19 protein-coding genes are annotated in these 25,638 nt (G+C 67.0%); 10 read left to right on the top strand and 9 right to left on the bottom strand.

Translation table 11 applies throughout. The features are described 5' to 3' along the window. Positions 1–5 precede the first annotated feature (5 nt). From EDC31_RS04960 to EDC31_RS04945, 4 genes are all read left to right on the top strand, one after another. Positions 6–2,471, top strand: a complete 2,466-nt coding sequence (locus EDC31_RS04960; RefSeq protein ID WP_042057575.1) for a TonB-dependent receptor — start codon at positions 6–8, stop codon at positions 2,469–2,471. A gap of 156 nt (positions 2,472–2,627) precedes the next feature. Further along, entirely contained in the window at positions 2,628–3,728 is a 1,101-nt protein-coding gene (locus EDC31_RS04955) for a glycerophosphodiester phosphodiesterase (protein WP_042057577.1), read from the top strand. Positions 3,729–3,952: 224 nt separating this feature from the next. After that, positions 3,953–5,260 (top strand): DUF1800 domain-containing protein, encoded by a 1,308-nt coding sequence (locus EDC31_RS04950; protein ID WP_081797508.1) that lies wholly within the window; start codon positions 3,953–3,955, stop codon positions 5,258–5,260. 1 nt (position 5,261) lies between these two features. Then, on the top strand, positions 5,262–6,485 hold the full coding sequence (locus EDC31_RS04945; RefSeq protein ID WP_042057579.1) for a DUF1501 domain-containing protein: 1,224 nt from the start codon (positions 5,262–5,264) through the stop codon (positions 6,483–6,485). Positions 6,486–6,664: 179 nt separating this feature from the next. On the opposite strand, the gene EDC31_RS04940 is transcribed toward EDC31_RS04945, so the two are convergent. Beyond that, positions 6,665–7,093, bottom strand: coding sequence for a hypothetical protein (locus EDC31_RS04940; RefSeq protein ID WP_042057582.1), 429 nt, complete (start codon positions 7,091–7,093; stop codon positions 6,665–6,667). 147 nt (positions 7,094–7,240) lie between these two features. On the opposite strand from EDC31_RS04940, the gene EDC31_RS04935 reads away from it, so the two are divergent. Together EDC31_RS04935 and EDC31_RS04930 are read left to right on the top strand one after the other, a co-directional pair. After that, positions 7,241–8,917 carry a SulP family inorganic anion transporter gene (locus EDC31_RS04935; RefSeq protein WP_042057584.1) on the top strand — a complete coding sequence of 559 codons (1,677 nt, stop codon included), beginning with the start codon at positions 7,241–7,243 and terminating at the stop codon, positions 8,915–8,917. After that, positions 8,914–10,209, top strand: coding sequence for an NRAMP family divalent metal transporter (locus EDC31_RS04930; protein WP_042057586.1), 1,296 nt, complete (start codon positions 8,914–8,916; stop codon positions 10,207–10,209). Before EDC31_RS04935 ends, EDC31_RS04930 begins: the two co-directional genes overlap by 4 nt. A 7-nt stretch (positions 10,210–10,216) precedes the next feature. On the opposite strand, the gene EDC31_RS04925 is transcribed toward EDC31_RS04930, so the two are convergent. The 3 genes from EDC31_RS04925 to EDC31_RS04915 form a co-directional block, all read right to left on the bottom strand. Then, a complete protein-coding gene (locus tag EDC31_RS04925) occupies positions 10,217–11,299 on the bottom strand; it encodes a glycosyltransferase family 4 protein (protein ID WP_081797509.1) in 1,083 nt (360 codons plus the stop codon). A gap of 25 nt (positions 11,300–11,324) precedes the next feature. Further along, a complete protein-coding gene (locus EDC31_RS04920; RefSeq protein WP_042057588.1) occupies positions 11,325–12,212 on the bottom strand; it encodes a UDP-2,3-diacylglucosamine diphosphatase in 888 nt (295 codons plus the stop codon). 127 nt (positions 12,213–12,339) lie between these two features. After that, entirely contained in the window at positions 12,340–13,047 is a 708-nt protein-coding gene (locus EDC31_RS04915; RefSeq protein ID WP_204366649.1) for an HAD family hydrolase, read from the bottom strand. A gap of 226 nt (positions 13,048–13,273) precedes the next feature. On the opposite strand from EDC31_RS04915, the gene EDC31_RS04910 reads away from it, so the two are divergent. Further along, entirely contained in the window at positions 13,274–14,788 is a 1,515-nt protein-coding gene (locus EDC31_RS04910) for a replicative DNA helicase (RefSeq protein ID WP_042057590.1), read from the top strand. Positions 14,789–14,855: 67 nt separating this feature from the next. On the opposite strand, the gene EDC31_RS04905 is transcribed toward EDC31_RS04910, so the two are convergent. Beyond that, positions 14,856–15,125, bottom strand: a complete 270-nt coding sequence (locus tag EDC31_RS04905) for an HU family DNA-binding protein (protein ID WP_042057592.1) — start codon at positions 15,123–15,125, stop codon at positions 14,856–14,858. Positions 15,126–15,239: 114 nt separating this feature from the next. Here EDC31_RS04905 and EDC31_RS04900 point away from each other — a divergent pair, with 114 nt between their 5' ends. Further along, the gene (locus tag EDC31_RS04900) at positions 15,240–16,139 is read left to right on the top strand and encodes a rhamnan synthesis F family protein (protein WP_239641608.1); all 900 of its coding nucleotides are present in this window, start codon (positions 15,240–15,242) and stop codon (positions 16,137–16,139) included. Here EDC31_RS04900 and EDC31_RS04895 read toward each other — a convergent pair. Beyond that, complete coding sequence (locus EDC31_RS04895; RefSeq protein ID WP_239641609.1) at positions 16,118–18,682, bottom strand: glycosyltransferase; 2,565 nt, start codon at positions 18,680–18,682, stop codon at positions 16,118–16,120. The two genes, EDC31_RS04900 and EDC31_RS04895, sit on opposite strands and share 22 nt — an antisense overlap. A gap of 3 nt (positions 18,683–18,685) precedes the next feature. On the opposite strand from EDC31_RS04895, the gene EDC31_RS18040 reads away from it, so the two are divergent. Then, complete coding sequence (locus EDC31_RS18040; RefSeq protein WP_239641610.1) at positions 18,686–18,955, top strand: hypothetical protein; 270 nt, start codon at positions 18,686–18,688, stop codon at positions 18,953–18,955. 24 nt (positions 18,956–18,979) lie between these two features. Here the strand turns inward: EDC31_RS18040 and EDC31_RS04890 are convergent, their stop codons facing one another. Continuing rightward, on the bottom strand, positions 18,980–20,308 hold the full coding sequence (locus tag EDC31_RS04890) for a beta strand repeat-containing protein (RefSeq protein ID WP_042057598.1): 1,329 nt from the start codon (positions 20,306–20,308) through the stop codon (positions 18,980–18,982). A gap of 432 nt (positions 20,309–20,740) precedes the next feature. Here EDC31_RS04890 and EDC31_RS04885 point away from each other — a divergent pair, with 432 nt between their 5' ends. After that, positions 20,741–23,626 (top strand): glycosyltransferase, encoded by a 2,886-nt coding sequence (locus EDC31_RS04885; protein ID WP_239641611.1) that lies wholly within the window; start codon positions 20,741–20,743, stop codon positions 23,624–23,626. Positions 23,627–23,760: 134 nt separating this feature from the next. Here EDC31_RS04885 and EDC31_RS04880 read toward each other — a convergent pair whose 3' ends face one another. After that, a complete protein-coding gene (locus EDC31_RS04880; RefSeq protein ID WP_052511807.1) occupies positions 23,761–24,648 on the bottom strand; it encodes a pepsin/retropepsin-like aspartic protease family protein in 888 nt (295 codons plus the stop codon). Continuing rightward, positions 24,645–25,598 carry a tyrosine recombinase XerC gene (locus EDC31_RS04875; protein ID WP_042057627.1) on the bottom strand — a complete coding sequence of 318 codons (954 nt, stop codon included), beginning with the start codon at positions 25,596–25,598 and terminating at the stop codon, positions 24,645–24,647. The genes EDC31_RS04880 and EDC31_RS04875 overlap by 4 nt, the downstream gene beginning before the upstream one ends. Positions 25,599–25,638: the final 40 nt, after the last annotated feature.

Here is a 25,638-nt window from a genome sequence, read left to right as displayed (position 1 = left end):
CGCCAATGATCCCTCCCACCAAACGCCGCGCCGCCCTTCTGCTTTCCACCGCTCCCGTCGTCACGCTGATGCTCGTCGCGCAGGGTGTCGCCGCGACGCGCCATCACAAACCCCATGCGTCGGGAACCGCGGCGCGGCAGACGCCGACCGCCTCCAACCGCCCGGCGACAGCCCTGCCGGCGGCGTCCCGGCCGGGCACGGCGTCGCAGCGCCGTCGCGTCGATGCGGTGGAAGCCAGCGGCGACGGCGAACAGATCATCGCCACCGCCCGCCGCACGCGCTCGGAGCAGAGCGTCGGCCATGCGGAAATGCAGCGCATCCTGCCCGGCATCAACCCGATCAAGGCGCTCTCGATCCTGCCCGGCGTCGTCTATAACGACGCCGATCCCTGGGGCAACAACGAGCAGAACGCCTCGCTCTTCATCCACGGCTTCAACCAGAACCAGCTCGGTTTCACGCTGGACGGCATCCCGCTCGGCGATCAGGCCTACGGCAACTACAACGGCCTGACGCCGCAGCGCGCGATCATCAGCGAGAACGTCGCCTCGGCCTCCGTCGCGACCGGCGCGGGCGCGCTGGGCACGGCCTCGACCTCCAATCTCGGCGGCACGCTCCAGTTCGAATCCGGCGACCCCAAGCACAAGATGGGCGGCCAACTGGCGCAGACCTTCGGAAGCTGGTCCACCTTCCGCACCTTCGCGCGGGTCGATACCGGCGATTTCGGCAACGGCAACTCGGCCTACATCTCATGGGCGCGACAGGATGCGCGGGCCTGGGATTTCGCCGGGCATCAGGGCGGAAACCAGGTCAACGCCAAATTCGTGCACCAGACCAGCCATGACAAGCTGACATGGTTCTTCGACTGGTCGAACAAGGTCGAACCCAATGAAGATTCCATCGTTCTGCCGAACGGCTACGGCACGTATGTCCGTCCCTTCGTGTATCCGGACGTGAACTATGCCAAGAGCTATTACAACAACTCAAGTGCCTATATCGCGTCCGGCCTCAACTACCGGAACTATTACAGCGCGGCGCAACGCGAGGATTACCTCACCTATCTCTCCTGGAATCATGATTTCTCCAGCCATCTGCACTGGGACAACAGATTCTACTATCACCACGATCTCGGCGAGGGCGTGGTGGCCGGTCCGATCACGGCGGCCGGACTGCCGACGCTGTTCTCGGCCTATTTCCCGAACCAGAATCTCAACCAGGTCTTCGGCGGCTCCAATCTCGCGACCCGCACGACGGAATACTGGGACAACCGGGGCGGCGTGATCTCCACCCTGCGCTACGAACTCGGCAACCATCATCTCGAACTGGGCGGCTGGTACGAGCGCAACAACAACACGCAGGCGCGGCGGTGGTATCCGTTCAGCTTCAGCGACCCCACGACGCCCTATGACCGCCAGCAGAATGCGCTGATCGACCAGTACACCAATAATTTCTATACGAATACCTGGGTGACGCATCTCCAGGACAGCTGGAAAGTCTCGAAGAATTTCACCCTCTCCGCCGGGTTCAAGTCCGAACTCGTCTATACGAACGGCACGCTGCCCGTCGCGGGCAAGCCCGGTTCGCTCTCGCCCAAGAGCGCCGTGACCGTGCCGGGCGGAACGGTGGCGGCCGTGCGGCCCTTCCTCCCGTCCTTCGGCGCGCTGTGGAACATCACGCCGAACGAGCAATGGTTCGCCAATATCCAGGAGAACATGCGCGCCTTCCAGGCGACGGGGTATGGCAATGCCACGCCCTGGGGCGCCACGAGCCAGGCGGCCTTCGACCTCTTCGCGAAGACCGGCAAGCCCGAGACCTCATGGACCTACGAGACCGGATTGCGCTCGCATCACCACCTGCATTTCGGCCCGCTCACCGACATTCAGGGGCAGATCGAATATTACCATGTCCATTTCTCGAACCGCCTGATCGCCATCGCGACCACCAAGACGCTCTCCTGGATCGTCGGCTCGGCGACGACGCTGGCAAATGTGGGCTCGGTCTCGACGGACGGCATGGATTTCTCCTTCACCATGCAGTTCGGCCCGCATTTCTCGTTCTACAACGCGCTCTCGTATAACAAGTCGATCTATAACGACAATTACGCCAGCGGCTCGAGTGTCGTCCACACGGCGGGCATGAACGTCACCGGCACGCCGGACTGGACGGAGAAATTCGTCGGCTCGACCTATTGGGGCGATTTCACCGCGCAGTTCATCGGCCAGACGTACGGCAAGCGCTACACCACTTACACCAACGACATGTGGGCGAACCCCTACACCCTGTTCAGCGTGAACGCGGGCTACACGATCCACGGCATCCCGCATATTCCGGCGCTGCACGTCCAGGGCAACATCACCAACCTGACGGACGAGAAGGGCTGGTCCACCGTCAGCACGACGCAGAACTCCGGCCAGTTCTCCGCCTTTCCGATCGCCCCGCGCATGTTCTTCCTCACCCTGGGCGCGAGCTGGTAAAGAGAATATCATGTCCCGGTTCGATTTCCGTCTTCCGCCCGAACCCGTCCGGAGCCGCACGCTCCCGGACCTCGCTTTTTCAGGACAGGAGGTCTCCGGGGGACAGTCGTCCCTCGGCAGTCAAATTCAAACCGGAACACGCCCGAGGACATGCGAATGTTGACACGACGCCTTGCAATGGGTCTAGGCGGCGCGATGCTCGCCGCGCCCTGCACCGGACGAGCGGCGCCCTCGCTCGCGCCGCGCCCGCTCCTCTTCGCCCATCGCGGGGCCTCCGCCCTGCGACCGGAGCACACGCTCGCCTCCTACGCCAAGGCCATGGCGGACGGCGCGGATTTCATCGAGCCCGATCTGGTGCCGACGAAAGACGGCGTGCTCATCGTCCGCCATGAAAGCAACATCGCGGACACGACGGATGTGGCCGATCATCCCGAATTCGCCGCCCGCCGCCGCACCATGACGATCGACGGACGGCCGGAGACGGGCTGGTTCACCACCGACTTCACCCTAGCCGAGATCAAGACCCTGCGCGCGAAGGAACGTCTGGCGCGTCTGCGCCCGCAGAACACGCGCTATGACGGGCATTTCGACGTTCCGACCTTCGAGGAGGTCATCGACTTCGCGGCCGCTGAATCCGCGGCGCGCGGCAAGGTCTTCGGCCTGATCCCGGAGATCAAGAACTCCACCCATTTCCACCGTCTGGGTTTCGACCCGGAGGCGCTCTTTCTCCGCACCATCGCCGCGCACGAGCACACGCGGCAGGCCCCGCTGGAGGTGCAGTCCTTCGAGGCGAGCAACCTGCGCGCCATCCGCGAGAAGATTCTGGCGATCAACCCGCAGGCCCGGCTGCTCTTCCTGATGGGCGAAGCGCGCTGGCCCGTGCCGGATCTGGCCGCCGCCGGACAGGCAACGACCTTCGGCGATTTCATGACGCCGAAGGGGCTGGCGGAGGTGCGCCGCTTCGCCGACGTCATCGGCCCCGCCAATACGAGCCTCATCCCGCGCGATGCGAACGGCGCGTGGCTGGAGCCGACCCGCCTGATCACCGACGCCCATGCGGCGGGGCTGCTGGTTCATTCCTGGACGGCACGGCCGGAGAATTATTTCCTGCCGGCCCAGTTGCGCAACGGGGACGACCCGGCGGCGCGCAATCCGGCAGGCATGATCGCCGAGATCCGCCGCTATCTCGATATGGGGCTGGACGGATTCTTCACCGACGACCCGGCGCTGGGCCGGCAGGCCATCGACGGCGTGTAACGACGTTCCGGCTCCGCCCGAACCCGCCGGGAGCCTGAGGCTCCCGGGCCTCGCCTGTCTGACGTCGCGGGTTTCCCCAAGGGCGACCGCCCTCTGGCGGATGCGGCGCAGAGCGCCGGAAGTCAGTGCGAGACACTTCCCGAAACTCGGATACAATTCCGCCCCTCTTCCGCCGCCTTTGCGACCCTATCATCCCCCATGACGACAGGCGGGGAGATGAAACCATGCTGGGTGCACCCTTTGTCGCGGGTTTCGGATGGGGCCGCCGCGGGGGCGAGAGATTGCCCGACGACCCGCGCCAGTGGCTGGCCGACCAGCTTGCCGCCCCTGACGGCGCGCGCTTCCCGGGGCTCGGCGATTCGGCGGACGGGCTGATCGCCCTGCGGACGCAGCGCATGGAGAAGATGCAGGGCGATCCGCTGGTCAAGCCGGTCTTCCAGGCGGAGGTGGCCAGTCAGCTCGGCCACGTCCTGACCACCGACCAGCCCTTCCGCGACCGCCTGTGCTGGTTCTGGATGAACCATTTCACCGTCAGCATCCGGCAGGGCGGGACGCGGGCCGTCATCGGCGCCTATATGCGCGAGGCGATCCGCCCGCACGTCACGGGGCGCTTCGCGGACATGCTGCGCGCCGTCATGCGCCACCCCGCCATGCTCATGTATCTCGACAATACGGGCTCCATCGGGCCGGACAGCCGCGCCGGGCTCCGGCGCCGCAAAGGGCTGAACGAGAATCTCGCGCGGGAATGCCTGGAACTGCACACGGTCTCGCCCGCCGCCGGATACAGCCAGGCGGATGTCACGCGCTTCGCCGCGATTCTCACCGGCTGGGGCGTGGACATGAAAGCGGCGCGGCCGGGCTTCGTCTTCCGCGCCAACGCCCATGAGCCGGGGGAGAAGATGCTGATGGGCCGCAGCTTTCCGGAGGGCGAGGAAGGCGGGCTGATGGCGCTTGAGTTCCTCGGCACCCATCCGGCGACCTACCGCCACATCGCGCTGAAGCTGGTCACGCATTTCATCGCGGACGAGCCCGCACCGTCCGACGTGGCGCGAATCACGGCCGTGCTCCACGAGACGGGCGGCGATCTGAAGGCGGCCTCGCTGGCGCTGGGGGATCTGCCGGCGGCGCGGCGTCCGGGGCGGAAATTCCGTTCGCCGATGGAGTACGGCGCGGCGACCCTGCGCGCGCTCGATCTCGGCTTCGGCCCGATCGCGCCGGAGAACGGGCACGCGCCGCCGAAGCTCTTCGCCAACGTCCTGTCCTCGCTCGGCCAGCCGCTCTGGGCCGCGCCGCTGCCCAATGGCTGGAGCGACAAGGCGGCGGACTGGACCGCGCCGGCCGACATGATCGCGCGGGTGGACTGGGCCTATCGGCTGGCCGCGATCGCCCCCGAGGTCGATCCGCCGGAACTGGCGCGCGACGTGCTGGGGCCGGCCCTGCGCAGGCCCACGCTTGAAGCGATCCGTCATGCGGGGTCGCGCCGCGAGGCGCTGACCCTGCTCTTCACCTCACCCGAATTCCAGAGGCGCTGACATGCTGATCCGTCGCCGTACCGCCTTTCTCGGACTGACCGCGAGCTGGATGCTCGGACGGTCGAGCCTCGCGCTCGGAACCCGCGGGTCCGGTCCCGACGATCCGCGTTTCGTCGCCGTCATCCTGCGTGGAGCGCTGGACGGAATGGCGGCGGTGGTGCCCTATGGTGATCCCGCTCTCGCGGGATGGCGGCAGGGCCTGCTGTCGCCCGAGCCGGGACGCGAAGGCGGCCTGCTCGATCTCGGCGGGTTCTACGGCCTTCACCCCGCGCTCCCGGGGCTGCATCGGCTTTATGCCGCGGGCGAGATGCTGCCGATCCACGCCGTGGCGGGGCATTACCGCAGCCGTTCGCATTTCGAGGCGCAGGATTATCTGGAAAGCGGCGCCGATGAGCGGCTGACCAGCGGCTGGCTGAATCGCGCCGTGCAGGCGATGCCGAGTGCGGGACGCGACGCCGGACGGCCGGACGGCGTCGGCCTCGCCATGGGGCTGACGGTGCCCCTGCTGCTGCGCGGCCCGACGCGGGTGGGCAGTTACGCGCCTGCCGGCGGGCGTCATCCCGACGAGGCGCTCTATGCCCGGATCGCAGCACTCAACGCCGCCGACCCGCTGACCGGCCCGGCGATTCGCAACGGCCTCAAGGCGCGGGGATTCTCGGACGCGACGCTGGCGGGCGTTCCGCCGCTTCCCGGCATGGAGGGCGATCAGAAGAACCGCAAGCCGGGGAGCTTCGAGATTCTCGCCCATGCGGCGGGCGGGCTGCTGGCCGATCCGAAGGGTCCGCGCGTCGCGGCGCTGGAAATCGGCGGCTGGGACACGCATGCGGGACAGAAGGGGCGGCTGAACGGGCCCTTGTCCCAGCTCGATTCCGGCATCACCGCACTCCGCGACGCGCTGGGCCCGGTCTGGAAACGTAGCGTGGTGCTCGTGATGACGGAATTCGGCCGCACGGTCCGGATGAACGGCACGGGCGGCACGGATCACGGCACCGCGACGATCGCCTTCCTGCTGGGCGGCTCCGTCGCGGGCGGGCGGGTCGGCGGCACCTGGCCGGGTTTGCGGCAGGGGCAGCTTTTCGAGAACCGGGATCTCGCCCCCACCACGGACCTGCGCGCGATCGCATGCGGCGTGCTGCGCGATCATCTGGGCCTGGGCCGCACGGCGCTGGCGCAGGTCTTTCCCGGCTTCCGCTCGTCGCCGGAAGCCGGACTTATGCGCGGGTGATCGCCTCACCCGCGCCCGAAACTCTCTCTCTCAGAAGATCGCCATGGCAATGAGCCAACTGATGGTGACGATCGCATAGGCAGTCGGTCGCATCTGTCATCCCTCCCCATTCTCGGAGCGACCGGAGAGTCGCCCCGGAATGTGTCGAGATTCGGGAGGCACCGTGGCAGGTCGATGATTTACCAGCCCATTCCCCAGCCCGGACCATAGCCGAAGCCGTCGCCCGGTCCCCACGGCCCCCACATGCCCCAGTTCCACGACGCATCCTGATAATCCGACGCCGCCATCTGCTCCTCGCTGGCGAGGGCATGTTGCTGCTGATACTGGCGATAGCGGTCATAGGCCGCCTGGGTGCCGACATACAGGCAGTCGCAGACGGTCGGATCGGCATAGACATAATGCAGATCGTTTCCATGCACGCGCCGCAGGAAGTGATGGGCGGGCAGGCGGCTCAGCATGGCGGCGCGCTGCGGCGTGTTGGCGAGTTGCACCATGAAGCCCGCCGCCGCGAGATGGTCCTCCTTCTCCGTGACGAGCGCCCGCGTCGATTCGCAGCCCGCAAGGGCGGCGAGCGCCACCACCGCACTGATAGTCACTGTCCTGCGCATGAAACCTCCTCATGTCCAACTCTGGGTGCACCGTTGCATCAACGACATGGAAGAGCGCGGGGTTTGCGGTTCTTCGGGAATGAGGAAAATTTTATTCGCGTCGCGGCGGGATGACAGGACAGGCGGAGTCTGCGCTATGAGCAGTGCATGACCGACACGGCCACGCCTGCCGGAACGCCCGATTCGCCCCGCGCTTCGTGGTGGCGCGAAACTCTCGCCGGCGTTTCCGAAGCCTCGATGAATCTGCCGGCGGTGGTGGGCAACAGCCGCATCGCGGCCATGCCCGCCGTGACCGGGCTCTATACCGCCCTTTTCCCGCTCGTCGTCTTCGCCTGCGTGGGCTCCTCGCGTCACCTCGTGGTGGCGGCGGATTCGGCGACGGCCGCGATTCTCGCCAGCGGTCTCGCGCCCTTCGCCCCGCCGGCGAGCGCGCATTATATCGAACTGGTCGCCGCGACGACGGTGATGGCCGCCGCGTCCCTGTTGATCGCGCGGCTGTTCCGCCTCGGATTCCTGGCGGATTTCCTGTCCGTCACGGTGCTCGTCGGCTTCCTGAGCGGGGTCGGGGTGCAGGTGGCCATCGCCATGCTGCATGACATGCTCCGCCTGCCGCAGACGAGCAACGCCTCGCTGAGTCAACTCCGGGACGCGCTGATGCATGCCCCGCAGGCGCACGGGCCGAGCGCCGCGCTGGCCGGCGGCACCGTTGTCCTGCTGCTTCTGGCCGGGCGGTATGCGCCGCGCGTCCCCGCCGGGCTGTTGCTGGTGATCGGCGGGATCGTGGCGGAGGCGCAGTTTGGTCTTTCGGCGCGCGGGATCGAGACCATCGGCCCGGTCGCGGGCGGCTTGCCCCGCCCGGTCCTGCCGCTGGTCTCCTGGAAGGACGCGCTGGCCATCGCCCCCGTGGCCGCCTCCTGCGTCTTCGTCGTCATCGCCCAGAGCGCGGCGACGGCCCGCGCCTACGCCCAGCGTTTCCACGAGACGCTGGACGAGGATGCCGACCTGCTGGGCCTCGCCTGCGCCAATGCGGCGGCGGCGTTCAGCGGGGCCTTCATCGTCAACGGCAGCCCGACCAAGACCTCCGTCGCCCTGCGCGCCGGCGCGCGCAGCCAGCGGGCGCAGATCGTCTTCGCGCTCGTCACCGCCCTGGTGCTGCTCTTCGCCACCGCCCCGCTGCATTTCATCCCGCGCGCCGTGCTGGCGGGCATCGTCTTCGTCATCGGCCTGGACATGATCGACCTGCGCAGCCTCCTGGCGATCCGGCGCGAGAGCCCCGGCGAGTGCGCGCTCGCGCTCGTGACGGCCGCCGTCGTCGTCGGCGTGGGCGTGCAGCAGGGGGTGCTGGTCGCGATCATGCTGTCGCTCTTCCGCCATGTGCGGCACAGCTATCGTCCGCATACGGCGGTACTGGTCCCGCGCGGCCCGCATCTTGGCTACGAGGCGATGAACTGCCGGCCCGGGACGGACACCGCGCCGGGGCTGATCATCTACCGCTTCGGCGCCGATCTCTTCTATGCGAATTGCGACAGGTTCGAGGCCGATCTGACCTCGCTGATCGCCTCCGCCCCGCATCCCGTGCGCGCGGTCGTGGTCGATGCGAGCGCGATCACCGATCTCGACTACAGCGCCGCCGTCATGCTCAGGGAACTCGTCTCGCGCCTGCGGGACAACGGCATCGTGCTGTATTTCGGGCGGGTGAGCGTCTGGCTGCGGGCGGACATGCAGCGCCACCGCATTCTTCCGGTTCTGGGAGACGAGTCGCTGTACGACGCGCTGCACGTCGCCATCGCGGCGGCGGAAACCAGTCTCCGGAGCCGGACATGACCCTTCAGGCGGACCCCGAGGAACCGAGTCCCGTCGTCGGACCGTCCCGTCCGCGTCTTCTGCGCGTGCTGGGACCGGGGCTGATCACCGGAGCGTCGGACGACGATCCGAGCGGCATCGCGACCTACGCGCAGGTCGGCGCGCAATTCGGCTACGGGCTGGGCTGGACGCTGCTGCTGACCTTCCCGTTCATGGTGGCGATCCAGGAGATTTCCGCCCGGATCGGACGCACGACGGGCCGCGGCGTCGCCGGAACGCTGGCGGACTACGCGCCGCCATGGGTCGGCGGCGGCGCGGTGGCGCTGCTGCTCGTCGCCAACACCATCAATCTCGGCGCGGATCTCGGCGCCATGGCCGACGCCGTCGGCCTGCTCCTTCCCGTCCCGCGCGCGCCGGTCGTGGTGGTCCTGGCGCTGCTCTGCGTGCTGATGCAACTCTGCATCGCCTATGCGCGCTACGTCTCCGTGCTGAAATGGCTCGCCGCCGTGCTGCTGATCTACGCGGGCGTGCTGTTCTGCGTCCCGATCGACTGGCGCACGCTGCTGACCGGCCTCCTCTGGCCGGCGGGGCCATGGGACATGGGGCGGGTGACGGCCGTCGTGGCAGTGTTCGGCACCACGATCAGCCCCTACATGTTCTTCTGGCAGGCGTCGGAAGAGGTGGAGGACCTGCACGTCTTTCCCCGCCGCGCCGATCTGCTGGACGCCCCGGCCCAGGGGCCGCGCGCGCTCCGCCGGATCGGGATCGACACCATGATGGGCATGGGGTTCTCCAATCTCACCGCGCTGGCCATCCTCGTCACCGCCGCCGCCACGCTCCATGTGCATGGCGTCACCGACATCCGGACCTCCGCCGAGGCGGCTTCGGCCCTGCGTCCCTTCGCGGGTCGCTTCGCTTCCGCGGCCTTCGCGCTCGGCATCATCGGCACCGGGCTGCTGGCCGTGCCCGTTCTGGCCGGATCGGCGGCCTATGCCGTCGGGGAGATGCGGCGCTGGCCGACGGGGCTGGACCGGCGTCCCCGCGAGGCGCGTGCCTTCTATGGCATGATCGTCGCCGCCACTCTCGCGGGCCTGGTGATGAACGTGCTGCCCGTCTCGCCGGTAAGGGCGCTCTATCTCAGCGCGGTCATCAACGGCGTGCTCGCCGTGCCGATCATGGCGCTCGTGGTGGGTCTGGCCGCGAGCCGCAAGGTGATGGGGTCGTTCGCCATTCGCGGCTGGCTGCTCGCGCTCGGCTGGGGCGGAACGGCGCTGATGGCGCTCGTGGCGGGCGCGATGCTGCTGATGGGCTGATGCGGCGTCAGGCCGCGTCGGCGCGATTCGCCCGCTCGGCCGGCAGGCTCGGGCTATCCTTGGCCGGCACGAGCGCGCGCTCGAACATGTCGATGCAGGCTTCCCAGGTGAAGCGCTCCGCATGGGCGCGACAGGCGGCGCGGTCGGCCCCGAACGCCGACAGGCAGGCAGCGCGCAGATCCCGCCCCGTCGCCCCGACGACGCCCTCGACGCCCGCCAGGATGTCGCGCGGCCCCATCACGTCATAGGCGGCCACCGGCACTCCGCTGGCCAGCGCTTCGAGGATCACCAGCCCGAACGTGTCCGTCAGGCTGGGGAAGACGAACACGTCGGCCGCCGCATAGGTGCGGCCGAGATCGCGGTCGTCCAGGCGGCCGAGAAACACGGCTGCCGGAAATCGGGCCTTGAGATGCGGCAGATGCGGTCCGTCCCCCACCACGACCTTGGTGCCCGGCAGATCGAGCGAGAGGAACGCCTCCAGATTCTTCTCGACCGCCACGCGCCCCACATTCATCCAGATCGGCCCTTCGACGCCGAGTTCCGCCGTCAGGTCGCGGCGCGCGCCGGGCGAGAAGCGGCTGATGTCCACGCCGCGCGTCCAGGGAATGACATGGCGGAAGCCGCGCCCGCGCAGATCGTCCATCAGCGTCTGCGTCGCCGCCATCGTGCCGACGGACGCGTTGTGGAAGCGGCGCAGCACGCCATAGGACAGGGAGAGCGGCAGGCGCGTGCGCGTGTGCAGATATTCGGGGAAGCGCGTGTGATAGGAGGTGGTGAACGGATAGCCGCGTTTGCGCGCCCAGCGTCGCGCGGCCATGCCGACCGGGCCTTCCGTCACGATATGGACGATCTCGGGATCGAACGCGTCGGCGAGGCGGGCGAAACGGAAGGCGGCATCATAGGCGAGGCGGATCTCGCTATAGCCGGGGCACGGCACGGAGCGGAAATCGCCCGGATGCACGAGGCGGACGTCATGACCGCGACGGCGCAGCCCGTCGATGACGGTCGTCATGGTCCTGACCACGCCGTTGACCTGAGGCAGCCACGCGTCGGTGGCGATGAGGATGCGGCGCGACGAGGATGGAAGCATCGAAACCCTGGACTCCGGAGAAGGATCAGGCCGCGGGCGTCAGGGCCGGGCGGGGCCAGGGATCGCCGGGAACGGACTCATCGGCGAACGCTTCGCCGGAACGGGAGCGCGGCGCGCGGCGGAAGGGAAGCGCGCCGGGATGACGCTGCTCCTCCAGCCCGCTGACGAGGATGAAGCGCCCGTCCATGGTCTCGGCGAGGCCGGAGCAGCTTTCCACCCAGTCGCCCGTGTTCATGTAGAGGCTGCCGTCGATCGTCCTGATCTCCGGCGTGTGGATATGACCGCAGATAACGCCCGCCGCGCCGCAGCGCTTCGCTTCCTGCGCCAGGGCCTCCTCGAAGCGGTCCACGGCCTTGACGGCCTCCTTCACATGGCGCTTCGCCCAGGCGGAGAAGGAGCGATAGGGCAGGCCGAGGCGGCGGCGGATCGCGGCGAGATAGCGGTTGAGCCACAGGGCCAGCGCGTAGGCCCAGTCGCCGAGATGGGCCAGCATCGGCGCGCAGCGCACCACGCTGTCGAATTCATCGCCATGCAGCACGACGAAGCGCCGGCCGTCCGCTGCTTCATGGATCGCCCGTTCCTGCATGCGGATGGAGGCGATTTTCAGCCCCAGCGGCAGCCAGGAGCGGAACATCTCGTCGTGATTGCCGGGAATATAGATGACCTCGGTGCCGGACGCCGCCATCTGGAGGATCAGCCGCAGCAGAGAGTCATGATCGTCGTTCCAGAACCAGGACCGCCGCAGACGCCAGCCGTCGATGATGTCTCCCACGAGGTAGAGAGTCTCGCAGCGTGAACTGGCGAGGAAGTCGCGCAACAGCGCCGCCTTGCTGTCGCGCGTTCCCAGATGCACGTCGGAGATGAACAGGGCGCGGTAGCGTGTCACACCGGAAGCGGAAGGCTCGTAGTCCATGGTGCCGGCCTCGTGATCGTCGGTGAAAACCCGTGATCGGAAGGATACAGGCCGTTTCTAGAGGATCGGCTTCATGAACGGTGTGATAGTTTGATGTAACTTCTGGCGAAGTTTTATGACACGCGGGTCATGGAGTGCGCGCCTCGAGCCCCAGCGTGCCATCCGCGCTCACCACGACGTCGAGATCCCGGTAATGCGGGATGGAGGCGTGGTCCGCGCCGCTCAGGATATGAATCGGATGCTGGTGCGTATGGGTCACGACCACCACCGTCGCGCCGGCGGCCTCGGCGCTGGCGACACCCGCCGGGGCGTCCTCGAACACCAGGCAGCGCGCGGGGTCCACGCCAAGCTTCCGCGCGGCGAGCAGAAACGGGTCGGGCGCGGGTTTGCCACGGCTGACATCCTCCGCCGCGATCAGAATGCGCGGCATCGGCAGGCCCGCGACCGCGATGCGGCGCTCGGCCAGGGCGCGGGGCGCGGAGGTGACGATGGCCCAGCGTTCGGGCGGCAGGGCGCGCAGCAGGCGTACCGCGCCGGGAATCTCGTCGATCCCTTCCACATCCTCGATCTCCCGCTCCGTGATCCAGCGCGCCTCCGCCCCGGCATCCAGATCGGGGCGGTTGCGGCGGATGGTTTCCTCGGTGCGCACGCCGTGGATGGTGGGCAGGAAGCGCTCGACATCGAGGCCATGACGGCGCGCCCACGCGCCCCAGACGCGCTCGGCGGCGATGATGGAGGTCAGAATCGTGCCGTCCATATCGAACAGGAACGCGTCGAAATGGCGGCCCTGCAGCAGAAGAGGCGAGAGAACGGAATGGTCGGGCTCGGGGATCACGCGTTCAGGCTCCGGGCTTTGAGGACCTTCACCCTGCCCAAAGCCGCCCGCCCGCGCAACCGTCGCACGTGTCAGCTTGCGTCTTTTCATCGCCGTGTCGCCGTGTTCCGCCCTGCGCCCGTCTGAAAGTGGCCGCGCTCTGGCGATCGCGGGGTCGGATGAACGGCTGGACCCATTCGCTCTGTTCTCAAGCCGCCCCGCGGCGTGATAGGGAGGCGACGTGACCATGAACGATCTTTCCTCCCCTGCCTCCGCCGCCCCTCCGGAAGAGGGCGGCGCGCTGACTGCCCTGCTGCGGCGGAGCCCTCCCGCCAACAGCGAGGCGGAGCAGGCGCTGCTGGGCGCGCTGCTGACCAACAACAAGGCCTATGAGCGCGTCTCGGACTTCCTGAGTCCCGCCCATTTCGCCAGCCCGCTCAACGGACGGATCTACGAAGCCATCGCCCGCCGGATCGATCGCGGCATGCTGGCCGATCCCGTGACCATGCGCGCGGAATTCGAGCATACCGGCCTGCTCGACGAGCTGGGCGGCACCGAATATCTGGTGCGCCTGCTCACCGCGATGGTGGGCATCGTCAATGCGGGCGATTACGGCCGCGCGATCCATGACGCCTGGGTGCGCCGCCAGCTCATCGAGATCGGCGAGACTATCGTCAACAACGCCTACGGCATGGCGGACGGCACCGACGGCCCGACCCAGATCAGCCTCGCCGAGGAGACCCTGTTCAGGCTGGCCACCGACAAGGGGCAGGATGGCGGCTTCGTCACCTTCGAACAGGCCCTGACCGGCGCGCTGGAAGTCGCCGAGCAGGCGTTCCACCGCACGGGCGAGGTCAGCGGCCTGACCTCCGGCCTGCGCGATTTCGACAAGAAGACCGGCGGGCTGCATCCGTCCGACCTGCTGATCCTCGCCGGACGTCCCGCCATGGGCAAGACGGCGCTGGCCACGAAGATCGCCTTCTCCGCCGCCCGCGCGATCCAGCGCGAGGCGGGGGAAAAGGGCGAGAAGCCGCGCGGGGCGGTCGCGATCTTCTCGCTCGAAATGTCCGCAGAGCAGCTCGCCACCCGTATCCTCTCCGAACAGGCCGAGGTCTCCGGCGAGCGAATCCGCCGTGGCGATATCGGGCAGAAGGAGTTCGACCGCTTCGTCCGCGTCTCGCGCGAACTCGCGACGCTGCCACTGCATATCGACGACACCCCCGCCCTCTCCCTCTCCGCCATGCGGACGCGCTGCCGCCGGCTCAAACGCACGCGGGGGCTCGCGCTGGTGGTGGTGGACTATCTCCAGCTCATGCGCCCCGCGCTCGGCACCCGTCCGGAAAGCCGCGTGCTGGAAATCTCCATGATCACGCAGGGGCTGAAGGCGATCGCCAAGGAATTCGAAGTGCCGGTCATTGCGCTGTCGCAGCTTTCCCGCCAGGTCGAGAGCCGCGAGGACAAGCGCCCGATGCTGTCGGATCTGCGCGAATCGGGCTCGATCGAACAGGATGCCGATGCCGTAATGTTCGTCTATCGAGACGAATATTATCTCCAGCAGCGCATGCCCAAGGACAGCGCCTTTGACAGCATGGACAAATACCAGACCGCGCTGGAGGAATGGCACCGCAAGATGGCGCTCGTCCATAACAAGGCCGAGCTGATCCTCGAAAAGCAGCGTCACGGGCCCACCGGCACCATTCCGCTGTATTTCGAGGGCGAGTTCACCCGCTTCGGCGATCTCGACACCGTCCACGACGTCTGACAATCGCCATGCGGGGCTTGCGGGCCCGGACCGCGCTCGAAAATCACGCCCGGACGCGACATGAAAGTCAGACGGATTTCCGCAGGTTCGGGCTCGCCTTGAAGCGAACGGTCTTTCTCGCCTTGACCTTCACCGGCTCGCCGGTGCGCGGATTCAACGCCTTGCGCGCCTTCAGCTTGTGAACCGTGAACGTGCCGAATGAGGGAAGGGTGAACCCGCCTTCCCTCTTCAATTCCGCCACAATCGCGGCGATCAGATCGCCAGCGGCCCGATTGGCCGCCACCCCGGTGCAGTGCATGGATTCCTGGATGACAGACGCGATGAAAGCCTTGCTCATGAAAACTCCCGTGCAGATCATGTGCTTCTTTCCGCCGACGCACCGGCGGATCACAACGGATCGTTCGATCTGTTATGAAATCAGAATAAAACATCTTTTCGCACGGCGCGCATCGTGAAACGCATCTGCCTTTTCGCACAATACGATCCCGCTCCGGGCCTGCCGCCCCAGACGCGCCATTATCTGCGTCAACTCGCCGCCTGCGGCTACACCATCCACGTCGCCCTGTCCGGACGCGAGACGCCGGATGTCGCCACCCTTACCCAACTGCGCGCGGGAATCGAAAACCTGCCCGTCCAGTTCCACGCACGCCCGAATGGCGGCCTCGATTTCGGCGCCTGGCAATTCCTCGTCATGCGGGGCATCACAGACACGGCCGATGAAATCCTGCTCGCCAATGACAGCGTGTTCGGCCCGCTCCAGCCGCTCGCGCCGATCGTGCAACACATGCGCGGCGGCGATTACGATGTCTGGGGCATGGTTCATTCCCGCGCGGTGGTGGACCATCTCCAGTCCTGGTTCGTCAACTTCACCGGCGCCGCCTTCCGTCATCCCGCCATCATCCGGATCTTCGCCCAGCCATTCAACGCGATGAGCAAGGATGAAATCGTCCTGCATGGCGAACTCGGGCTGGGGCTGGCGATCACCGCCGCCGGGCTGAGAAAGGGCGCGAGCTGGTCAGGCACGCGCGGCTTCGCCCGGCTGATCGCAACCAATCCCATGCATACGGACTGGCGGAGCGTGCTGCGCTCCGGTCACGCGCCCTTCATCAAGACCGAGTTGCTGCGCGACAATCCGAGCGCCATCCAGGGGGTCGAGGGCTGGCGCGCGATGATCCCCGATCCGGCATTCTTCGATCCCGACTGGATCGAAGCGTATCTCGCAGCCCATCCGAGCCGCCCGTCCGCACGCCGCGCCACCTGGCGGGGCAAGCTGGTGCAGGCGCTGGCCTCGGAGGACCGCGTCTTCGCCCTGACGCGGCTCGCGGCCGGTCAGTTCAGGATGCGGCGATAGATCTCCAGCAACTCATCCGCTTGTGTCTCATAATCGGAGAGCCGGTCCTTCAGCGGGTTGCGATAGTGTTCGAACCGCGCGGCCTGCTCCAGAAGCGCCGTCATCGCCGCCGTCAGCGCCTCGGGCGACGCATCGAGCGGGATCAGCGTGCCGTTCACCCCGTCCTCGATCGGCTCCGCCTGCCCGCCCGGCGCGGTGGCGATCACCCAGACATCGCGCGCCAGCGCCTCGCGCACCGTCAGGCCGAAGCTCTCCTTCCATTGCGACGGAAAGAGCAGCACGTCGATGCCGTCGTAAAAATCGTCCATCGTTTCCTGCGTATAGGCGGGAAGAACCTGCAATGTTCCGCTGATCCGCCAGTCCCCGGGGTCGATCGACCGGATGCCGAGATTGAGCTTGTTATCGACGATCGCCAACGACCAGTCGGCACGGTCGAGACGCGCGACCGCCTGACGCAGGAACTGGTATCCCTTGATGTTCTCCGTCCCGCCGACGAAGCCGAAGCGCAGCGGCGCGCCCAAAGGGCGTGGCGCGCGCACCCGTTCCGGCCAGCGGAAACCGTTGCGGTTGACCACGATCCTTTCCGGCGGCACGCCATTCGCGAGATAAAGCTGCCGGTGCGTTTCGGACGGGCTGAGAATCAGCGCCGCCCGCCGCAGGGCATGGCCCATGATGGCCGCCCGCTGCGTCAGATGGCGCGCGAAAGGCTCGCATTGCTGGCAGATGCGCGGGTCGATGGTTGTCTGGAAGCAATACCGCCCATCCGCACGCACCATGAACTGCCGGTCGCATAGCCACCAGGCGTCATGCACCGTCACCACATACGGGATGCCGCGCTCCTCGCACACGCGCAACAGGCCCGCGCCCAACCCCTGCGCCGCATGGAGATGCACCAGATCCGGACGGAACGCCTCCACCCATTCGGCGAAGGCGTTCGCCGCGTCGGGGTTGTCGAGTTCCCCGAGTGCATCACGATCCGGCGCGGCGGGGACGGCCATGACGTCGATGCCGTCAACACGATACCGGCACGGCCTCGTCTCGCCATCCCTCCCGGACGCGGCGGCGGTGAACACCGCGAGAGTCACGCTCCGGTCGCGCAGGCGGCGGCTCATCTCCTCGACGATAATGGTCGCGCCGCCGAAGGATCGCGGCTTGAAATAGACGTTTACCATCGCGACGCGCAGCCGCTCCGGCTCCGGCGGAAACACGCCGGGCGGCCCGAAGACGGGGAGCACCTGCCGCGCCGCCACGGCGTCCGGCGCATAGCGGGCGAGAACGTCCCGACGCGCCCGCTCGCCCATGGAGCGGCGCAGGTCGGCGTCTACGGCGAGGCGTCCCAGAGCCTTGGCCCAATCCCGATCGGTCTCCGCGAAATATCCGTTTTCCTCATGCGTCAGGATGACGCGGAATGCAGCGCGCGGCGAGCAGACGGACGGCAGGCCGAGAATAGAGGCTTCGAGATATTTGATATTGCTCTTCGCGTCGTTGAATGTCGTCGCTTCGAGCGGCGCAATGGCGATATCCGTTTCGGCCAGGGCGTGAAGATAACGGCGGTAATCGAGTCCGGTCCGCCGTTCGACCCGGTCGCCGAATCTCTCGAAAGCGGCGGGCACGGTGACCTCGCCGAAGACGCGCAGGCACAATGCCGGATGATGCGCCATCGCCTCCAGCAACCCCGGAACCGCCTGGAGGAAATCCGCGTCATGCGTATTGGTCCCCGAGCCGTAACAGACCCAGACCCGATCGCGGTCCACGCCGCCGTCCCTGCGTGCGGCGCGGCGTGCCTCTTCGGCGAAATCTATGGTCTGACCGTCCAGTGCGTTCTCGATCACCGCGACGTCGACGACGCCTTCCGCCCGCATGGCGTCCGCCAGAGCGGGAGTCGAGGCGATGCCACGTCCACAGGCGAGCAGGCATGCACGGAAGAGCCGCACGCCGAAGAGAAGAAGATCGCGCTCCTCGTCCGGCAGGGAGGCGATATTCCCGTTCTGCCGATACTCGCTTGCGTCGAAGATGAGATCATCGACCTCCCAGCGGGGCCGTAACCCGAGCCGATGCGCCTCCGCCACCAACATCGCGACCGAATCGAAGGCGGGCGTCCGGTAGAACACCACCTCCGTCGCGCATTGCAGTGCGGCCCAGCCGACATCCATCTGCCGCCAATCGACCACCGAGACCCGCCAGCCGAGCGATTCGAGAAAATCGCGCTTTTGCCAGACGCGATATTTCGCGCATTGCGGCAGGCTGAGTTCCGCGATGATGACGACATGCGGCGAGAGCAGCGACTTTTGTGGCGCGACCGCGGCGCCATAGAGACGTGTCGTCAGATCTTCGGTCGAGGCGGCGAGGCGTCTCTTCGCCCGCCCCCTGAAATGCCGCAGACCGGGGAGCGCCGCGATTCCGCCTTGCCGCAGCAGGGCCACCAGGCGGGAAGGCGCTTCGCGCAAGGGACGGCCCGATGGCAGACGCCCCAGGCTGGCGGAACGGACCCATCGCAACGGCGCGGTGATCCGCCAGGACAGGGAACGCTCACGCAACATCATCAAATGGCGCAGATCGTCGATTTCGGCACGGAGACCTGCCGTGCGCAATCCCGCCATAATCGAACCGGCGCGATAGCTGGCGTCGAGATCGCCGCTTTCGACGACAGAGCGGCGGCCATCATCTTCGGGACGAGTGCTGAAACGCTTCATGCCTGGGGCAATTCACCCAATTCGCCGCCGACCAAATCACTCGCCCGTCAAAGAGCAAAAGCGCTTTCTCTCAGGGGGAAGAAAGAAAAGGCCGGTTCAATGAACCGGCCTTTTCTGAAATGACAATCGGAACGACGGGACGTCGTGTCAGCTCAGATTGAAATTCGACGGATTCAGATCGGTCACGCCGACGAAAGTGATCTTGGACCCGTCATTGAGCGCGATGGTCGTGTTGCCGCCGCTCACCGTCGCGTTGTCCAGCACGTTCTGGAGGCCGCTGCTGTTCTGCAAGCCATAGCCATACAGAGCCATGACGTTGCCCGCCGCACTGCCGAAATTCTCGATGGTATAGTTGCCGCCGGCGACGCCATCGGTGATCGCGAAGAGATTGGACGCCCCGGAACCGCCGACCAGCGTCGCGTTGCCCGTACCGCCGACCAGCGTGTTGGCCGCGCTGCCGCCGATAATGGTGTCGTTACCCGTGCCGGCGAAGACATGCAGCGCCTGGGACGCCGAGGCGCCGTTGATGGTCTCGGCTCCGCCGCCCGCGACCACGAGAGCCGTATCGGAAGAAGTGGAAACGATCGCATTCAGCCCGGCCGCGCCGAAGATCGTCGCCTGACCGGCGGAAATCGTCGTGGTGCCCGTGCCGTTGAGGAAGGTGAGGGCGCCGCTGGCCGCGATATCGTTGCTCGTGCCGTGAACGACCTGGAGGTTGCCGGCTGCGGAGATGGTGTCGCTCAGGGAGCCGACGATCGTGCCTGCGCCGGAACCGTACGACACCTGGCTGCCATTGCCGCCGAACACCGTGCTCTGGTCGCCCACGGTAATGGCGTTGGTGGAACCGAGATCCACCACCACCGCGCCATAGCCGAGCGTCGCCATCGAACTGGCGCCGAGAAGGGTGACGGTGTCGGTGCCCGAAAGGCCGGAAATGGTGTCCTGCCCCTCGGACACGACGTAGTTGGTGCCCGACCCGAGCTCAAGCACGTTGGCGGTGCTGTAGCCGGTGACGTAGTTCCATTCCCCGCTGGTCTTGGACCCGTCCGCCGTGCTGCTGCCGGCCGTCGCGATATACTGGCCCGACGCCGTGTCGAAGGCGAAGGTGCTGGAGCCGGCATTGCCGTTCAGGATCGAGAGGTTGGTGGCCGTGTTGCCCGCCGCGTTGACCGTGACCTGCGCGTTGAGCGGAGTGCCGCTGGACGAGGCGGTATCGAGCGAGCCCACCACGATGTTCGACATGCTTCCGGTGACGGAATATGCGCCGCCGACGGTTACGATCCCCTGGACCGTCCCCGCGACGCTGCTCGGCACATCATTGCTGCCCGGGGTCAGCGTGAGCCCGGTCAGATTGCCGCCCTTGTAGCTGGAAAGCACGCTGCTTTGATACGCCTCAGCGAAACGCTGCGACGTCCCGCCATCGACCGTAACCTGAACGGCAACACCCGATGCGCCGACAACCGTGATGATCGCCATAAACCAAGCTCCTCTTCGTCTGCCGAACAGACCCCGTATGAGACGACATGGCGTCACACCGCCTCTTGTCACAATGAGCTATATTAATACTTGGACGGGATAGCAACAGATTTTCATCGGATTCGATCAATCAAGACAGATTTATTCATCCCGTCGTCATGTAGTTCACGCGCCTATACCACAGAATTATGTTTTCTAAGAGAGAACATTCATTTTATCGTTAAAAATACGTTAAATTATCATCAACGTTCAGAGTGTTGATCGTTTTTAGCCATAATTACTTCTATTGTTATATATAACACATTTAATAACAACCCTGTTCCTGCGTCCATTTCGCCTCTATCCCGTTTCATTGCCAGGGCGCATAGATAACCACGTGCCGCTCCATGACAACGGAGTCGTGTCCAGAATTCTTGCGAAGCGCCGACCTCCATGACTGACCCCGACGCCAGAGAGATGGCGACAGATGCCGTGACAGATTGCTCGACGGATCTGCCCTCCGCCTTGATTTCCCTGCCGGACGCCGACACGCTGCCTCTCGTCCTCTACCTCGCCCGCCTGCTGGGCCGCGCGGGCGACAACGCCCCCTTGACCGTGACGCTGCCCGAGCGCCTGCACATGCTCCTCGGGCCCACCCGGCTGCTGCTCGCGGGAGCGCACTTGCCGGGCGGAGAGATCGACGTCCAGACGGACGCAACGCCCGATCACCGCGCGCGACTCCGTTTCCGGCGCGGCGGGGAAACCGCCTGTCTCACGCTCGGCCTTGCCGGCGCCCAGTTTGCTCCGGCCATTGACGGGGCCCATCTCTTCCCCCTCGACGCCACACGCTGGCTCGCCACTCCGCATTCCGCCGCGACGGGCGTGCTGGAGGCCGTCTTCGACCCGGCGGAGACCCTGCTGCGTCAGGTCTTTCGCGACAGGCTGCGTGAAGCCGACGCTGCCTTCGCCGCGCGGCGCGACCTCCAGACGGCCCGACGCGCGCTCGAAGCCGGGCGGCGCACCACGCTCGACCTGCGGGATCTCAGTGCGAAGCTGCAACGGAAACGCGATGAATACAGCTCCCTCGCCCACGCGCTGAGCGCCCGTACGCAGGAACTGGCGGACATCACGGCGGAACGCGACGCCCTGGCGCGCAGCCTCGCCGAAGCCGCCGCGGCACGTGACGCGCTCGCCGCACGATTCGCCGCCCTCCGCCCCGGGCTGGTCTACCGTATCGGTCGACGCCTCTTCTTCAGGCCGCAACAGCCTCTCCTCCCGGCGGCGACGCCTCACGTCCCAGACGCGCCGTCAAACGAAGCATCCGGTAGCGTCCCGGCGGAAGCGCCCGTCGCCCGCCGAATCCTCTTCGTGGCGGGCGAGCCCGAGACGCCCGGCATGGCGTATCGCTGCACCCGCCTCGCCGACGCCGCCCGCGCCGCAGGCTACGAGGCGCGCGTGATGCCCTGCGCGGCGATCGGCGGCGACGACGTGATGTGGGCGGATATCCTGCATCTCTGGCGCGTCGAATTCAGCGGGCATGTCGATATTCTCATACGCCTCGCCAAGGAGAAGAACGCGACGCTGATCTTCGACGCGGATGATCTCGTCTTCATCCCGCATCTGGCGCGAACCGACATCATCGACGGCATCCGCTCCATCGGCGCGACGGAAGACCGCATCGAACGCACCTTCGCCGACATGCGCCGCACCATGCTGCGCTGCGATCTCGGCTTCGCCACGACGCTCGAACTCGCCGACGCCATGCGCGTCACGCTCACCCATACCGAACTCGTCCCCAACAGTTACGACAGCGCAAGCCTCGCCCGCGCCCGGCTTGCCCGGCGACGATGGACGGCGGAGCAGGACGGCCTGATCCGCATCGGCTACGCGACCGGATCGCGCACGCATCAGCGGGATTTCGCCCTGATCAGCCCGATCGTCGCGGAACTCCTGCTCAGCCGCCCGGCCCTGCGACTCGTCCTGTTCCGGGAAGCCGGCAACAAGCGCCCGGTGCTGCTGATGGAAGAATTTCCCGAACTCGCCCCCGTCGCTGCGCAGATCGAATGGCGCGACATGGTGCCGCTCGACCGGCTGCCGGACGAATTCGCACGATTCGACATCTCGATCGCCCCGCTGGAAACCGGGAATGTCTTCTGCGAGGCGAAGTCGGAAATCAAATATATCGAGCCCGCCCTCGCCGGAGCCGCCTGCATCGCCTCCCCGACCGCTCCGTTCCGCCGCGTGGTACGTCATGGCGTCACGGGGCTGCTGGCCGGGACACGGGACGAGTGGCGCGCCGCGCTGCTCGCCCTCATCGACGATCCCGAACGCCGCCGCATCATGGCGCGGGACGCGTATCACGACGTGCTCTGGCCTTTCGGTCCCCAGGCGCAGGCGCACCGTCTGCGGCGCATTCTCGACGGCATCGGCCCGGACCGCGAGATCCAGGCTGCGCTCTCCACCGAAACCGCCCTGGCCCGCGCGGCGCGCCGCCCCCGCGACCTGCCCGTCATTCCCGCCAGCACGACGCTCTTCCATCAGGATCGGTTCGACGCGGCGCGCGTCACGGTCGTCGTCACGCTCTATAATTATGCAGCCTATATTCTCGACGCGCTGGACTCGGTGCGCGACCAGACGCTGGACACGCTGGATCTGATCGTCGTCGATGACGGGTCCACCGACGAGTCCGTCCCGCTCGCCCGTCTCTGGATGGAGCGCCATGCCGATCGCTTCAACCGGCTGATCCTGCTGCGGACGGCGGAGAATGCCGGACTCGGCGGCGCGCGGAATGTCGGAATGGACGCGGCCGAGACGCCCTTCGTCATGCAGCTCGACGCCGATAACCGCCTCAGGCCCGAAGCCTGCGCGCGGCTGCTGGACGCGATGGCGGACGATCAGACCGGCTACTCCTATCCGATTCTGCACATGATCGGCGCGGACGGCCCGCTCATGGGCAAGGCAACCTCGGACGACCCCGACGGCGCGACGAAGCCCGCCCTGCTGGGCGATATCCCCTTCGCTCCCGCCCGGCTGCTCGGCGGCAACCATGTCGATGCCATGGCCATGCTCGCCAAATGGGCCTGGGCCGCCGCCGGGGGCTATTACGTCGCGCGCGACGCCATGGGGTGGGAGGATTACGATCTCTGGTGCAGCCTCGCGGAGCTGGGCATCACCGGGCGTCACATCCCCGAAATCCTCGCCGACTATCGCACGCACCACGATTCGATGACCAACAGCCTGACCGAACGCGCCCGCCACAAGGCGCGCGTCGTGGAGCTTGTCACGCAACGCCATCCCTGGATTCGCCTCGTCGCCACGGAAGCGCGTCAACGTACATAAGGTCATACTGCATGGCGGTCGGCGCGTTCTTTACTTGAAAGAAAGAACCACAGACTCTTCTCGACTTGGCGATGGAGTCTCTTCGCGAGCCTCCAAAGCGCAGCGGTCAATATCCTCGACGAGCCGGATCTTCGTCATTCGCCGCGCACAAAAACACGCCCGGATGCATAGGCGAGCCATACGTCGCGCCGGGCGAACCAGTCCGCGCCCAGCAACATGTCCACGCCGTCCTGGATCATGGAGACGGTCAATACGGGCTTGTCCCAGACCTCGTTCCCGAGCCGCAACTGGCCGAATCGATGCCAGGCATAGAGCCGCGCATGAAGATCGACACCACTCGTCACGCCGCCGGGATCGCGCGCCAGCACGGCGTCCGATACGCCCAGCCGATGGGCGAAATCGCGCGAAACGATGTGCGACCGCGCGCCGCTATCCACCAGCGCCATCCCCCGCACCCCGTCCAGCACGAACGGAACCAGCAGCCGGTCCCCGATCCGGCGCGCCGGAAGAGTGGTGAAAGCCCCCGCCCAGTCCGGCGCGTCCGCACACCCGGCCGGAGTGGACCAGAATCGCACGACATGATGCGGCGCATCGAGTTCGAGGTCCAACCCCCGCCAGATATTCCCGCCCAGCAATCCCAGAATGGGCGGCGTGATGAGCGGAAGACCCGGCAACGCCCCCAGCGGCATGCTCTGCGCGCCGAGATCAAGCGTTCCGATCCGCAAGGACGAGACGATCAGATTGGGCGAAAGCGTTCCGCGACCGCTGCCGCCTTCGAGCATGGTCAGATGCCGCCGATCCTGCGGCAGCTTCAACAATCCCGCCCCCTCCGGCGTGACGAGACTGCCTTCGGAGCCGGTGTCGAGCAGCATGCTCGCCTCATGCCCGTCAAGCATCACCGGCACGGAGAAGAACAGGGCGTCCAGCCGCAACGGCGCCTCCATCACGAGATGGGGCCGACAGGTCTCGGCCCGGGCCACGGTCGAGAACAGAAGGAGGATGAGGAAAAACAGACGGCTCACGATGTTCCGGCTCGTGGATGGGCGGCCGTCCAGACTGCCAGCAAATGCCGCTCGTTCGCCAGCGTGTAGGTCTGGGTGGTGGAGAGGCTGGCATGCCCCAGCAATTCCTGGATCGTGCGCAGATCGGCGCCGCCTTCCAGCATGTGCGTCGCGAAGGAATGGCGCAGCGCATGCGGCGTGACGCTGTCGGGCAGGCCGCTCAACTCGCGCCAGAGGCGAATGGAGCGCCGCGCCACCGCCGCGTCCAGCCGCCCGCCGCGCATGCCGACGAAGAGCGGCGCGTCCGGCGCGGGCGCGGGATGCACCCGCGTCCAGCGCGCGAGCGCCTCGGATACGACGGGAAGCAGCGGCACCATCCGACTTCGCCCGCCCTTGCCCGTCACGCGCAGCATGCCGCCGCCCGTCCCCACATCGCGGACATCCAGCGCCAGCGCCTCGCCGATTCGCAGTCCCGCGCCGTAAAGCAGGGTGAACAGCGCAACATCCCGCGCCTCCGCCATGCCGTCACGCGCCAGCGCGCCGATCTCCTCCGGCGCGGCCACAGCCTGATCGCGCGCAAGGGGACGCGGCAACTTCTTTTTCACTCGCGGGGCGACGAGCAGCGCCGGGACCGGCGTCTCCACCCCCTCCCGCTCGGCGAGATAGCGGAAAAAGGACCGCAGGGCGGAAACGCGACGCGCCCGCGAGCGCGCCCGCCCGTCATGATCTCCGCGCCCCCCCCGCTCGGCCTTGATCTCCGCCCGTCGCGTTTCATGCGCCAGCCACGCCCGGAAATCCGCCAGGGTCAACGCGGACAGCGCCGCCAGATCGGGCGGGCCGCCCAGATGATCGGTCAGGAAATCGAGCGCCAGACCCAGATCCGCGCCATAGGCGGCGACCGTGCGCGGGCTGGCCCGGCGCTCCTTCGCCAGCCAGTCGAGCCAGCGGGCCGCCGCCTCCCGCGCGCTCATGACACGCACGGGCTGGACTTGCGGCAAGGGAGGGGGCATT

Source organism: Acidomonas methanolica (genome assembly GCF_004346035.1).
Taxonomy (GTDB): domain Bacteria; phylum Pseudomonadota; class Alphaproteobacteria; order Acetobacterales; family Acetobacteraceae; genus Acidomonas; species Acidomonas methanolica.
The sequence above is the reverse complement of the archived record's forward strand: the minus strand, read 5'-3'. Positions and strand labels throughout refer to the sequence as shown.